Raw genomic sequence first — 13,415 nt, 5'->3', positions numbered from 1 at the left:
GACCGCGAGCCGGTCCGGCGCGGCCCCCCCGTGCCCCGCGCGGCCATCGGTCAGCCCTGCGACCTCGCCGCGAACCGCGGGAAGGCGCCGGCGCCGGCATACACGGCCGCGTCGTCGAGCTCCTCCTCGATGCGCAGCAGCTGGTTGTACTTGGCGACCCGCTCGGAGCGGGCCGGTGCGCCGGTCTTGATCTGACCGCAGTTCGTCGCGACGGCGAGGTCGGCGATCGTCACGTCCTCGGTCTCGCCGGAGCGGTGGCTCATCATGCAGCGGTACCCGTTGCGGTGGGCGAGGTCGACCGCGTCGAGGGTCTCGGTGAGCGAGCCGATCTGATTGACCTTGACGAGGAGCGCGTTGGCCGTGCCGGTCGAGATGCCGCGGGCCAACCGGTTCGGGTTGGTGACGAAGAGGTCGTCGCCGACGATCTGCACCTGGCTCCCGAGGCGCTCGGTGAGGGCCTTCCAGCCGTCCCAGTCCTCCTCGTCGAGCGGGTCCTCGAGGGACACCAGCGGGTAGGACGCGACGATGTCGGCGTAGTAGTCGGTCATCTCGCCGGAGGTCTTCGCGGCGCCCTCGAACCGGTAGGCGCCGTCGGTGAAGAACTCGCTCGCCGCGACGTCGAGGGCCAGGGCGATGTCGGTGCCAGGCGTGTAGCCGGCCTTCTCGATCGCCTCGAGGATGAGGTCGAGCGCGGCGCGGTTGGACTCGAGGTTCGGGGCGAAGCCGCCCTCGTCGCCGAGTCCGGTCGCGAGGCTGCGCGCGGACAGGACACCCTTGAGCGCGTGGTAGGTCTCCGCGCCCCAGCGCAGCGCCTCCCTGAACGACGGCGCCCCGATCGGCGCGATCATGAACTCCTGGATGTCGACGTTGGAGTCCGCGTGCGACCCGCCGTTGAGGATGTTCATCATCGGGACGGGCAGGATGTGGGCGTTCGGGCCGCCGACGTAGCGGAACAGCGGAAGGCTCGCGGAGTCGGCCGCGGCCTTGGCGACGGCGAGGGAGACGCCGAGGATCGCATTCGCTCCGAGGGTCCCCTTGTTGTCGGACCCGTCGAGGGCGAGCATCTCGGCGTCGATGAGCCGCTGCTCGCTCGCGTCGAAGCCGAGCAGCTTCGGCCCGAGCTCCTCGAGGACGGCGTCGACCGCCTGCTCGACCCCCTTGCCGAGGTAGCGGCTCGTGTCACCGTCCCGGCGCTCGACGGCCTCGAACGCGCCCGTGCTCGCCCCGCTCGGGACGGCCGCGCGCGCGATGCTTCCGTCGTCGAGGGCCACCTCCACCTCGACGGTCGGGTTGCCGCGCGAGTCGAGGATCTCGCGGGCGCCTACTGCTTCGATGCTGGCCACTGTCGGACTCCTGGGAGGGGTCGGGAGTGCACGTGCACTCGGCTATCTTCGGCGCGGTATGCGGGCCGTCGTCCGCAGCGAGCGACGCCTGGTGCCGTATGCCGCGCCGACACCGGTCCCGAGCCTAGCCGCCTCCCGCACGTGCCGAGCTGATGCTGTCCAGCGCGCCGCCCGACGACAACAACTCGGCACGTGCGAACCCCCACCCCGCACGTGCCTCGATGCGAACCCCCCGATCCCGCACGTGCCGAGAAGATGCTGCCCAGCCCGCCCCGATTCGGCAGGTGCGGGGTTGTCGTGGTTTCCCGTCGAGTATGACCACGGAAAGCCCACACCTGCCGAGACGCCGACGGGGGCCACCCCTCGCGAGGTGATGACGACTGGGCTATCGTAGGTCGGCAGTTAGGTAAGCCTTTCCTCTCCTGAGGAGCCGTGGCATGACCCGTCTCTCCACCGTGCTGCGCACCTCGACGGCCCAGGCCCACGAGGACGCCGAGCGCTCCCCCTTCATGACCCGGCTACTGGCCGGCGACGGCATACCGGCCGACTTCTCGGCGCTCACCGCCCAGCTCTATCCCGTGTATGCCGCCCTCGAGGCTGCCCTCGACCGGTTCGCCTCGCATCCTGTGGTCGCCGCGGTCCACGATCCGGCACTCGCTCGGACGGACCGTCTCGCGTCCGACCTCGCCGAGCTGTACGGCCCCACCTGGGCAGCGCGCCGGGCCGACGGCTCGATCCCGACCTTGCCCGCCACCGCGGTCTACGTCGACCGCCTCATCCGTCTGGACCGCCCCGAGGCGCTCGTCGCCCACCACTACGTCCGGTACCTCGGCGACCTCTCCGGCGGCCAGATCGTCGCCCGGCTCGTCGCACGCCACTACGGCGTACCCGCCGAGGCGCTGTCCTTCTACCGTTTCGAGGCGATCCCCAAGCGCAAGGCCTACAAGGACGCCTACCGCGCCCGTCTCGACGCCTTGGCCCTCGACGACCGGACCCGCGCCCTCGTCGTCGCCACCGCCATCGAGGCGTTCGGCCTCAACCGTGCCGTGTTCACCGACCTCGAAACGGCCCGCCACCGACGACCGCTCCACGTCGCCTGACACCCCTGACCGACCGACCACCTGGCCATCTGCCACCCGATCGGGGCCTGTGCACCACCCCAACCTGGCGGTCTGCCCTCCCCATCCGACCCCTCGCGACCCACGGACACCCAAAGCACTCATCCGGCGACACCGTCCCCCACGTCCCGAGCACGAGGCCGGATCGACGACGCAGGCATTGGGTGTCCGTAGGACGACTCGACCTCCCGGATCCCGCGGACTGGTCCCGGCGCCCCGGTCTGGCCGTCTGCCACGCGATCGGGGCCTGCGCACCACCTGGCGGGCCTGTCAGCCGACGACGGGGAAGAGCGGGTCCTCCATGGACGATCCGGCGGGGATGATGCCCATCAGCTCGTCGAACGGCGGCGACGTCACCCAGTCACGCGGCGCGTGGACGGCGTCGCCGGCGAGGTAGCGCAACGAGAGCACGCGCCGCCGGCCGCCGAACGGGAAGCCCGGCGCCCCGTGGATCGTAAGGAAGTCGAAGAAGATCGCGTCCCCGGGCTGCATGGCATACGCCCTGATGTCGAAGTCGTCGCGTGCCGCCTCGATGTCCGGCAGCTCCTCGAGCGTCCCCTCGGGGAACCACTTCGCCTTGCCGTCGAGGAACGTCCTCGGCATCTTCCACGGCCCGTCGTGCGACCCGGCGACGAGCTCGAGACAGCCGGCGAGCGGCACGGGGTCGACGGGGATCCAGGCGCTCGTGCCGTGGCCGTCGACGTTGTAGTACGGCTGGTCCTGGTGCCACGGGGTGCGCTGCCGCGTGCCGCCCTCCTTGACGAGGACGTGGTCGTGGTAGAACCGCACCGGCCCGGAACCGGCCCACGGGGAGAGCAGCTCGACGGCATACGCGGGAACGCGGCTGGACAGCGCGAGCCGCTCGATCTCGGGGATCTCCTGCCAGCGCCGGAAGTCCTCGACGAAGCGTCCGGGATCGTCGACCCCGCTCGCCACCTGCCGGAGCATCCCGGCCTGCCCGAGCACCCGGGCGATGCCCTCTCGGGCGAGCTCCACCTCGTCCGAGGACAGCACGCCCTTCACGACGAGCACCCCGTCGCGGTGGTATGCCGCGACCTCCTCCTCCGTCAACAGTCCCGCCACCCCGCAGATCCTACGCAGGCCAGCACCCCGCGCCGTCGCGATGCGGTACCCAGCGATCGACGGGGCAGCCAGTCGGCACCCGGGGCGGTCCGCTAGGTTGCCCGCACCGGCCCGGCTCCCGATGACGTGGGCGTCCTCCACCGATGAGGTGCCCGCGGCTGAGCGCGATCCGGCAGTTGACGCAACCGGCAGAGGAGGATCGGTGAAGGAATCGGCGACCAGTCCCGAGTCCGCGGAACCCATCGTCAATCAGGTGGTCGATGTCGGGACCGACTGCAGCGTCGTCGACCGGCTCGAGGAGACCCTCGCTGACCGGCTCGAGGAGACCCTCGCTGACCGGCTCGAGGAGACCCTCGCTCGCTGGCGGCCCCGGGTCGAGACGATGGCCCGCGCCATCCACGCCGATCCCGAGCTGTCCTTCGAGGAGGTCCGGGCGGCCGGCCGGGTCTGCGAGCTCCTCGAGGAGGGCGGGTTCGCCGTCGAGCGTGGGACGGGCGGCCTCCCGACCGCCTTCACCGGAACCCTCGGCTCCGGGGACCTCGTCGCCGCCGTCTGCGTCGAGTACGACTGCCTGCCGGACGTCGGCCACGCCTGCGGCCACAACCTCATCGCCGGGTCCTCCGTCCTCGCGGCGCTCGCCCTCGCACCGGTCGTCGACGAGCTCGGCATCACCCTGCGGGTCGTCGGGACGCCGGCCGAGGAGCACGGCGGCGGCAAGGCCCTCCTCCTCGCGGCGGGCGCGTTCGACGGAGTCGGCGTCGCCGTCATGGCGCATCCCGGCCCCGAGGGCCAGACCGCCAACCCGTCCGGTCAGTCGTCCCAGGCCGTCGGCCGGTACCGCGCGACGTTCCACGGGCAGGCCGCCCACGCCGCGGCCATGCCCCACCGCGGCATCAACGCGGCCGACGGGGCCGTCCTCAGCCAGGTCGCCATCGGACTGCTGCGCCAGCAAACGGCGCCGGACCACCGCATCGGCCTCGTCATCCGGGAGGCCGGGTCGGTGACGAACATCATCCCCGACCACGCGGTCGTCGACTTCGAATGCCGCGCGCTCACCCTCCCTGACTACGAGGCGCTCCTGGATCGGGTTCGCCGCTGCTTCGAGGGGTCGGCGCTCGCGACGGGCACGACGCTCGAGATCGAGGCGACGGAGCCGGTCTACGAGCCGCTCGTCCAGGACGAGGACCTCGTCGGGCACTGGATCGAGGCGCAGCGCCGGCGTGGCCGGAACGTCCGCCCGCTCCTCGGCCCCTCACCCGGCGGCTCGACCGACATGGGCAACATCAGCCAGGTCATCCCGAGCATCCACCCGATGTTCGCCGTGCCCGGGGCCGACGCACCGATCCACTCCGCCGGCTTCACCGCGACCGCCGACACGCCGGACGCGTACGACGCGATGGCGGACGCGGCATACGGGCTCGCCTGCGCGATCGCCGGGGTGGCGAGCACTCCAGCGCAGCGGACCCGGCTCCTGTCCTCCCGGTGAACCTGTCGGGCCGATCCCGTCGAGTGGAGGAGCTTCCGTGCTGGGACACGGGAATTCCTGCGCCCATCAGGTGAGAGCCAGGGCGCGCCTACCGCGCATCGAGAGATCCGGCGGGGACGACCTGCGCCGCGTATGCCATCGCGAGGGCGGTCCCGACGCGTGCGTTGTGGCGGACGAGGGCGATGTTCGTCTCGAGGCTCGCGCCGTCGGTCAGCTCGACGATCCGGCCGAGCAGGTAGGGCGTGATGTCCTTGCCGACGACGCCGGCCGCGTCGGCGTCGGCGAGCGCGCGCTCGATCGTCGCGGCCATCTCGGCGACGGGGATCTCGTCCTCGACGGGCACGGGATTGGCGACGCAGACGGCCCCGGACAGGCCGAGCGCCCACTTGGCCCGCATCGTCGCGGCGACCTCCTCGACGGTGTCCGCGCGCATCGGGACGGCGACCCCCGAGGACCGCGAGAAGAACGAGGGGAACTCGTCGGTCCCGAACCCGATGACGGGCACACCGAGCGTCTCCAGCACCTCGAGGGTGCGGCCGATGTCGAGGATCGACTTCACGCCGGCCGAGACGACGGCGACGGAGGTCTGCGACAGCTCCGTGAGGTCGGCGCTGATGTCCATCGACGACTCCGCGCCCCGGTGCACGCCGCCGAGACCCCCGGTCACGAAGACCCGGATCCCGGCGAGCGCGGCGAGCCGCATCGTGCTCGCGACGGTCGTCGCGCCGTGCCGTCCGGTGGCGACGACGTAGGGCAGGTCGCGGATCGAGACCTTGACGACCGAGGGGTCGCTCGCGAGGATCTCCAGCTCGTCGTCGGCGAGGCCCACGCGCGGGAGGCCGCCGAGGACGGCGATCGTCGCGGGGATCGCGCCGCCGTCGCGGACGAGCTGCTCGACCTCGCGGGCCATGGCGACGTTGCGCGGGTACGGCATCCCGTGGCTGATGATCGTCGACTCCAGGGCCACGACGGGGGCGCCGGTCTCGAGCGCGTCGCGGACCTCGTCGGAGACGGCGAGCATCGGGTGCGGGGTGGTCACAGGGGGTCTCCTCGGTCGGGTTCGCGACGCCCCCGGACGAGCGCGTCGCTGAGGTCGGGTCGGACGGTATGCGGGCTCGCGACGGTCAGCTCGGCGGCCGCCTGACCGTAGGCGGCCGCCTCGCTCGGTGTCGCTCCCTCCACGAGCGCATGAACGAACCCGGCCGTCATCGCGTCCCCGGCGCCGGTCACGTCGACGACGGTCGTCGCCCGTCCCGGCAGGACCGTGGGCGACGATCCGGCCGTATGCAGTGTGCTCCCCTCCGCCCCCTGCCGCACCCACACGTGCCGGACGCCCCGGTCGTGCAGCATTCCCACCGCCCGGTCGAGGGCCGTCCCCTCGCGGTGAGTGGGGCCCGGAGCCGAGCCGGGTGCCGGCCCTCCATCGGGTGAGCTGTCTCCACCCGGCCCGAGGCCGCTCCGGTCGAGTGGGCGGGTCGGCCCGGCGGCGAGCGCCGCGAGCTCGTCGCGGTTCGGGGTGAGCAGCAGGATGGGCCGGGTGGTGTCGAGCAGCGCCGCGAGCCGCTCCGCCTTGGGCACCGACACCGGCTCGAGGACGACCGGCACCGAGGCCGCAGCTGCCACGTCGAGGAGCCAGCCGACGCAGGCCGGCGGGAGGTTGCCGTCGAGGACGAGGAGGGCCGCCGACTCGAGGGCCGATCGAGCGCCCACCAGCATCGGCACGGTGAGCCCGTCGGTGGCCGTCGCGTCGCTCGCCGCGACCGACAGCTCGCCGTCCGCGTCCAGGACGGCCACATAGGTGCCGGTCGGGTAGGGCGTCGTGATCATCTCCCCCGTCCCGATCCCGACGGACCGGGCCTGGTCGATGAGGGCGTCCCCGAACGCATCCGCCCCGACGACGGCGACGAGGTCGACCGCCGTGCCGAGGCGGGCGAGGTTCTCGGCGATGTTGCGGCCGACGCCGCCCGGGGAGGTCGAGATCGTGGCCGGGTTGCTCGTCTCGAGGACCAGCCGGCGTCGGCTCACCGCGTGAACGTCCATGAGTGCGGCCCCGACGACGACGACCCGGCCGCTCACCTCGTCCCCCTCACGTCAGTACCCGCTGGCGCACTCTGTCCTCGACGCACCCCTCGCCCTCATTCCTCCGGCCCATTCCGTCGGCTCATGGGCGAACGCGCGCATCCACGTCCCGATCGTTGTCCGAGCGTGGTCGGCGGTGACGATACCGTTAGATCCAGGATCGCGAGGTGACGCTTGTGGGGAAGCTGGTTGCAGCCCCCACTGCGGCCAGCTTCCCCACAAGGGGTGGTGAGAAGGGAATCTCCACGCAGCGAGTGCAGTTAGACTCAATGAGTGACCCGACCGAAGGAGGCGAGCCTCATGGCCGATCTGGGTCCTGTGCCTGACGAGTGACCCGCGGGTCAGTCCACGGCTCCAGCTGCCACTCGGGTGTCTCGGGTGGCAGCTGTGTTGCGTCGGCAAGCTGCACCCGATTCTTCATCCCCTCGATCGCAGGGAAGCACGACTCGACGAGCCACGAGTAGTGCTCGTAGGCCGTCGGGCTGGGTTCATGACGAAGCTCACGGGTCTGGCGCGCCTTGTAGATGTGGGTGCGGCTCACGTCGTACAGCCCTACGATGTTGGTGCGCACGCCGTTGTAGACGACGTAGGCGTCGTACACCCCGAGCCGGACACCGACCGCGAGCTCCTCGACGGCATCGAGTGTGTGCCGCAGCGCGTCGGTCACCTTTCGCCCCGTGGGGCTGTCCAGGTCGTCGACGTCGCCGTCGATGTATGCCTTCTTCGAGGTCCGCACGAACGGAGTCCCTGCGAGGGCCGCGTCGCTGTCGTGCAGCTGGAGACGACGCTCCGAGTCTTCTCTGAGGATCGGAAGAATGAGCTCGTCGAAGGCTGTGCTCGTCGTGACATACCGGCGGATAGCAGCCGCCGAGTTCTCGGCACGGCGGCGCTGGGCGGTCTTCGCGTCGACCTCCGCCGAGAGGGTCAACTGGGTGCGAGCGGCGCTCGCGGCCCGCCAGGTGGCGACGACGAGCGCCAGCGTGGCGACGGCCAGCGCCAGGGTCCCCCACGCGACGAGCGTGTCCGTGAGGCTCGATGACTGCGCGGCGAGCCCTACCGCCGAGGTGGGTTCAAGCACGCGCGTCATGCTATTGCCCCCGGCAGACAGGTGAGCCCACCCGGCGGGAGAGCGCGACCCCGAGACTCACGGCCTGTGACGCTTGTGGGGAAGCTGGCTGGAGCTCCCACTGCGGCCGGCTTCCCCACAAGGATCAGTCCGACCGCGTCAGCGCCCAGCCTTCTCCTCCGCCTTCTCCTCCGCCTTGATCCGCGCCCACGCGGCCTCGACCTCCTCGGGCGTCGAGGCGTCGCCGTCGGCGAAGACGTGGGGATGGCGGCGGACGAGCTTCTCGACGAGGACGCCGGCGACGTCGTCGATGCCGAACGGCTCCTCCGGGTGCTCCTGCGCGACCCGGGCGTGGAAGACGACCTGGAGGAGCACATCACCGAGCTCCTCGGCCATGTGCCGCCGGTCCCCGGAGGCGACGGCCTCGGCATACTCCTCGCTCTCCTCGGCGAGGTAGGGCAGCAGCGTCTCGTGGGTCTGGGCGGCGTCCCACGGGCATCCGCCGGGTGAGCGCAGGCGGTCCATGACGGCGACGACGTCGAGCAGTCGGGCCCCGGGGACGTCCCAGGAGCCGACGAGCACCTCGACCTCGGGCGGTGATTCGAGCCGCGACACCTCGGCGGCGACCGCGTCGGACAGGTCCGGGTCGCCGTCGGCCGAGCCGAGCCAGAGGACGTCGCCGGACAGGGTCGCGGAGACGAGGAGCCGCGCGACGGCAGGCACCCCCGCATCGGCGACCTCGGGCGGCAGGAACGACACGGGTATGCCGTGCTCGGCCATCACCTCGGCGAGCGGCTCGTCCGCCGAGACGGCCCAGCGGTCGGCGGCGCCGTCGACCGCGGCCCAGGCGTCGCGCGACAGCGGGCCCGGCGCGACGCGCGGGCTCGTCAGCAGGAGGGTGAGGCGGCCCCGGGCGACACCGGCACCCGGAGCGGCGGTCACGATCCGGTCGTGTCCTCGGTCGGGGTCGCCGTCGCCGCCGGGACGGTCTTGGAGATCCAGTTCGGTGCGGCGGCCTTGATGGCGAACTGGCTCTTGTCGAACGTGCCGAACCGCGGGTTCAAGGAGATCTGCTGCTTGTCGATCGCCGCGACGATCTCCTTCTGCACCTCGGTCGCCTTGGCCTGGGTCTGCTGCGACTGGCCCCACTGGCTGATGACCGTCGCCACGTCGTTGACCTGGAGGAGCCGGACCGTCTCGTCGTTGGGGTCCGGGACGCTCGTCAGCTGCGTGCGGGCGGCGGCGGCGCTCGTCGGGATGCCGTTCTTCTCGGCGACGGCGATGTATGCGGGCGCGACGACGAGGTAGTTGAGCGCGGTCGTCGTCGTGAGCGGGGTGTCCGGCTTGAACTGCTCGTTGATCTGCTGGGCGGCGACCATCACGTCCTGCGTCGCGATCCGGTCACCGTCGACGACCGCCGCCGTGCCGGCCGAGCCCGACCAGCTCTCCGAGCCGCATCCGGTGAGGGCGAGGGCGCCTGCGAGCGCGGTGGCGGCGATGATGCCGCGGAGCGGGGCCTTCACTCGTCGTGGCGTCACTGGTCGTGCCTTCCTGTCGGTCGCGGCGTACGCGTCGGGGTCCATCATGGCGTGTTCGGGCGTCGAACGCTCACACCGGGTGCATCGGAGCGTCCGATCGGCTGTCCGGAGCGTCTCGTCGGGTGCACCGGGGCGTCCGATCGGCCGTCCTGAGGGTCCGATCGGGTCACCGGGTTACACGGGCCGCCGTCCCGGCGGAGGCGATGTCGTCGAGGAGCACCGCCTTCAGCAGCTCGGACGCCCAGCCGAGGACCTCGGTGTCGCGCAGCGCCCGGCCCCCCACGCGGGCCGTCATCGGCTTCGGGACGAGGATCGTCTTCACCGCCTCCTTGACGAGCGACTTCGGGTAGAGCCGCTGGAGGCGCAGCTGCTGGGACTCGCGCAGCTCGACGGGCCCGAACCGCACGTGGTTGCCCTGGACGGAGATGTCGGCGATCCCGGCCCGGCGCGCCACCGTGCGCAGCCGGGCCACCTCGATGAGGTTGCGGGCGGGCTCGGGCAGCGGTCCGTAGCGGTCGACGAGCTCGGCCTCGATGTCGGCGAGCGCCGCCTCGTCGGTGACGGCCGCGAGCTTCTTGTATGCCTCGAGCCGCAGCCGCTCCCCCGGCACGTAGTCGTGGGGAAGGTGCGCGTCGACGGGCAGCTCGATCTTGATCTCGACGGGCTCCTCGTCGCCCTCGCCCCGGAAGGAGGCGACGGCCTCGCCGACGAGCCGGACGTAGAGGTCGAACCCGACCCCGGCGATGTGCCCGGACTGCTCGCCGCCGAGGAGATTGCCGGCGCCGCGGATCTCCAGGTCCTTCATCGCGACGTGCATGCCGGCCCCGAGGTCGGTGTGGCTCGCGATCGTCTGGAGCCGGTCGTGCGCCGTCTCGGTGAGCGGCTTCTCGGGCGGGTAGAGGAAGTAGGCGTAGGCCCGCTCCCGCCCGCGGCCGACCCGCCCCCGCAGCTGGTGCAGCTGGGACAGGCCGAGGGTGTCGGCGCGCTCGACGATGAGGGTGTTGGCGTTGGAGATGTCGAGGCCGGTCTCGACGATCGTCGTGCAGACGAGGACGTCGTACTTCTTGTCCCAGAAGTCGACGACGACCTGCTCGAGCTTGTGCTCGCCCATCTGGCCGTGGGCCGTCGCGACGCGCGCCTCGGGCACGAGCTCGCGGACCCGGGAGGCGGCCCGCTCGATGGACGACACCCGGTTGTGGACGAGGAAGACCTGGCCCTCGCGGAGCAGCTCGCGCCGGATCGCGGCGGTGATCTGCTTCTCGTCGTATGCCCCGACGTAGGTGAGCACGGGGTGCCGCTCCTCCGGGGGCGTGGCGAGCGTCGACATCTCCCGGATGCCGGTGACCGCCATCTCCAGCGTCCGCGGGATCGGGGTCGCCGACATCGCGAGGACGTCGACGGCCGTGCGCATCTCCTTCAGCTGCTCCTTGTGCTCGACGCCGAAGCGCTGCTCCTCGTCGATGACGACGAGCCCGAGGTCCTTGAACCGGACCTCGCCGCCGAGCAGGCGGTGGGTGCCGATGACGATGTCGACGGACCCGTCGGCGATCCCGTCGAGGATCGCCTTGCTGTCCCTGTCCCCCTGGAAGCGGGACAGGGCCTTCACGGTGACGGGGAACTGGGCATACCGCTCGCTGAAGGTCTGCAGGTGCTGCTGGACGAGGAGGGTCGTCGGGACGAGGATGGCGACCTGCTTGCCGTCCTGGATCGCCTTGAAGGCGGCCCGGACCGCGATCTCGGTCTTGCCGTAGCCGACGTCGCCGCAGACGAGGCGGTCCATCGGGACCGGCCGCTCCATGTCGGCCTTGACCTCGTCGATGCTGGATAGCTGGTCGGGCGTCTCGACGTAGGCGAAGGCGTCCTCGAGCTCGCGCTGCCACGGCGTGTCCGGTGCGAAGGCGTGCCCGGCCGTCGCCATCCGGGCGCTGTAGAGCTGGATGAGCTCGGCGGCGATCTGCTTGACGTAGCGACGGGCCCGCGACTTGGTCTTGTGCCAGTCCGAGCCGCCCATCTTGTTGAGGGTGGGCTGCTCGCCGCCGACGTAGCGGGTCACCTGGTCCAGCTGGTCGGTCGGCACGTAGAGACGGTCGCCGGGCTGCCCCCGCTTGCTCGCCGCATACTCGATGACGAGGTACTCCCGGGTCGCGCCCTGGACGGTCCGCTGGACCATCTCGACGAACCGGCCGACGCCGTGCTGCTCGTGGACGACGAAGTCACCCGGCCGCAGCTGGAGGGGGTCGACCTGGTTGCGGCGCCGGGACGGCATACGCCGCATGTCCTTCGTGCTCGCCTGGCCGGGGGTGCCCGTGAGGTCGGTCTCGGTGACGACGGCCAGCTTGAGGTGCGGGACGAGGAAGCCGCGGCCGAGGGAGCCCGTCGTCACGGCGACGACGCCCTCGGGGAGCGGCGCGCCGTCGGTCACCTCGACCGTCGAGGGGACCTCGTGCTCGCGGAGCACCTCGCCGACGCGGCGGGCGAGGCCGGCGCCGTCGGTGACGACGAGGACCCGCCAGCCGTCGCGCGTCCAGTCGTGCAGCTGGTGGACGGCGTCCTCGGTGCGGCCGCGGAAGGCCTCGACGTCGAGGGTCCGCAGGTCGATCGTCTCGACGTCGTCGGCCGGCTCCGGGGTCAGGTCGGCGAGCTCGGCGTCGGTCGCGAACGGCGTCATCGTCCACCAGGGCAGGCCGAGCTCGCGGGCGTGGTCGCGCAGCTCGGCGATGGTCCAGAAGCTCGCGCTGCCGAGCAGCCCCTCGAGGTCGACGGGGACGGCCGACCCGGCGGCGGCACCGAGCCAGCTCGCCTCGAGGAACTCCTGGCTCGTCGCGACGAGGTCGTGGGCGCGGGCCCGCACCCGCTCGGGATCGGAGAGGAGCAGCGTCGTCCGCTCGGGGAGGACGTCGAGGACGGTCTCCATGCCGTCGACGAGCGCGGGAGCCAGGGACTCCATACCCTCCACGGCGATGCCCTCGGCGATCGCGTCGAGCATGTCGGCGATACCGGGCATCTGGGCGCTGAGGGCCCGCGCCCGCCGGCGGACCTGGTCGGTGAGGAGCAGCTCGCGGCACGGCGGCGCCCACAGCCCGTGCTCGGCGGCCTCGAGGCTGCGCTGGTCGGCGACCTTGAACCACCGGACCTCCTCGACCGTGTCGCCCCAGAACTCCACGCGCAGCGGGTGCTCCTCGGTCGGCGGGAAGACGTCGAGGATGCCTCCCCGCACCGCGAACTCGCCTCTGCGCTCGACGAGGTCGACCCGGCTGTATGCCGCGGCCGCCAGGTCGTCGACGACCTGCTCCAGCGGATAGTCCTGCCCCGTCCTCAGGCTCACCGGCTTCAGCTCGCCCAGGCCCTTGACGACCGGCTGGAGGACCGCCCGGATGGGCGCCACGACGACGTCGAGTGGCCCGTATGCCGAGTCCTCCGGATCCGGGTGCTGCAGCCTGCGCAGGACCGCCAGCCGCCTTCCGACCGTGTCGCTGCGCGGGCTGAGCCGCTCGTGCGGCAGCGTCTCCCAGCTCGGAAAGGTGGCGACCGCCTCCGGCCCGAGGAAGCACCCGAGCGCGGCGACCAGGTCGTCCGCCTCCCGAGTCGTCGCCGTGACGACCAGCACCGGACACCCGGTGGCGGCTCCCTCGGATGCCCCGCCACCGTCCCCACCGACGACCGCCTCGGTCGGCGAGCCCCCACTCCCCCCGGCCCGCGAGT

10 protein-coding genes are annotated in these 13,415 nt (G+C 71.9%); 2 read left to right on the top strand and 8 right to left on the bottom strand.

What is annotated here, in order from left to right; translation table 11 throughout:
* Positions 1 to 50: 50 nt before the first annotated feature.
* Complete coding sequence (gene eno, locus BN12_RS10640; protein ID WP_048552332.1) at positions 51 to 1,343, bottom strand: phosphopyruvate hydratase; 1,293 nt, start codon at positions 1,341 to 1,343, stop codon at positions 51 to 53.
* A 437-nt stretch (positions 1,344 to 1,780) separates the two neighbouring features.
* Between eno and BN12_RS10635 the strand changes: the two genes are divergently transcribed.
* Positions 1,781 to 2,443, top strand: coding sequence for a biliverdin-producing heme oxygenase (locus BN12_RS10635; RefSeq protein WP_048552330.1), 663 nt, complete (start codon positions 1,781 to 1,783; stop codon positions 2,441 to 2,443).
* Positions 2,444 to 2,731: 288 nt separating this feature from the next.
* Here BN12_RS10635 and BN12_RS10630 read toward each other — a convergent pair whose 3' ends face one another.
* Positions 2,732 to 3,544: a phytanoyl-CoA dioxygenase family protein gene (locus BN12_RS10630; RefSeq protein ID WP_200901191.1), complete on the bottom strand. Its 813-nt coding sequence runs from the start codon at positions 3,542 to 3,544 to the stop codon at positions 2,732 to 2,734.
* Positions 3,545 to 3,746: 202 nt separating this feature from the next.
* Between BN12_RS10630 and BN12_RS10625 the strand changes: the two genes are divergently transcribed.
* Positions 3,747 to 5,030, top strand: a complete 1,284-nt coding sequence (locus BN12_RS10625; protein WP_235432371.1) for a M20 family metallopeptidase — start codon at positions 3,747 to 3,749, stop codon at positions 5,028 to 5,030.
* 88 nt (positions 5,031 to 5,118) lie between these two features.
* Here BN12_RS10625 and BN12_RS10620 read toward each other — a convergent pair whose 3' ends face one another.
* The 6 genes from BN12_RS10620 to mfd all read right to left on the bottom strand — a co-directional run bounded on the left by BN12_RS10620 (position 5,119) and on the right by mfd (position 13,320).
* Positions 5,119 to 6,069 carry a pseudouridine-5'-phosphate glycosidase gene (locus BN12_RS10620; RefSeq protein ID WP_048552328.1) on the bottom strand — a complete coding sequence of 317 codons (951 nt, stop codon included), beginning with the start codon at positions 6,067 to 6,069 and terminating at the stop codon, positions 5,119 to 5,121.
* Positions 6,066 to 7,106, bottom strand: a complete 1,041-nt coding sequence (locus tag BN12_RS10615; RefSeq protein WP_053080007.1) for a carbohydrate kinase family protein — start codon at positions 7,104 to 7,106, stop codon at positions 6,066 to 6,068. Before BN12_RS10615 ends, BN12_RS10620 begins: the two co-directional genes overlap by 4 nt.
* Before the next feature lie 301 nt (positions 7,107 to 7,407).
* A complete protein-coding gene (locus BN12_RS10610) occupies positions 7,408 to 8,187 on the bottom strand; it encodes a DUF4760 domain-containing protein (protein ID WP_048552326.1) in 780 nt (259 codons plus the stop codon).
* A 147-nt stretch (positions 8,188 to 8,334) separates the two neighbouring features.
* A complete protein-coding gene (locus tag BN12_RS10605) occupies positions 8,335 to 9,117 on the bottom strand; it encodes a MazG nucleotide pyrophosphohydrolase domain-containing protein (RefSeq protein ID WP_048552324.1) in 783 nt (260 codons plus the stop codon).
* Positions 9,114 to 9,713 carry a hypothetical protein gene (locus BN12_RS10600; RefSeq protein ID WP_157635446.1) on the bottom strand — a complete coding sequence of 200 codons (600 nt, stop codon included), beginning with the start codon at positions 9,711 to 9,713 and terminating at the stop codon, positions 9,114 to 9,116. The genes BN12_RS10605 and BN12_RS10600 overlap by 4 nt, the downstream gene beginning before the upstream one ends.
* A 166-nt stretch (positions 9,714 to 9,879) precedes the next feature.
* On the bottom strand, positions 9,880 to 13,320 hold the full coding sequence (mfd, locus tag BN12_RS10595) for a transcription-repair coupling factor (RefSeq protein WP_407667788.1): 3,441 nt from the start codon (positions 13,318 to 13,320) through the stop codon (positions 9,880 to 9,882).
* Between the last annotated feature and the right edge of the window lie 95 nt (positions 13,321 to 13,415).

The sequence above is a fragment of the Nostocoides japonicum T1-X7 genome, from assembly GCF_001046855.1.
GTDB classification, from domain to species: Bacteria; Actinomycetota; Actinomycetes; order Actinomycetales; family Dermatophilaceae; genus Nostocoides; species Nostocoides japonicum.
The sequence above is the reverse complement of the archived record's forward strand: the minus strand, read 5'-3'. Positions and strand labels throughout refer to the sequence as shown.

What these genes read in the sequence shown, in the direction of transcription:
- BN12_RS10635 (WP_048552330.1), top strand. Translation starts at nt 1,781, where the DNA reads ATGACCCGTCTCTCCACCGTGCTGCGCACCTCGACGGCCCAGGCCCAC.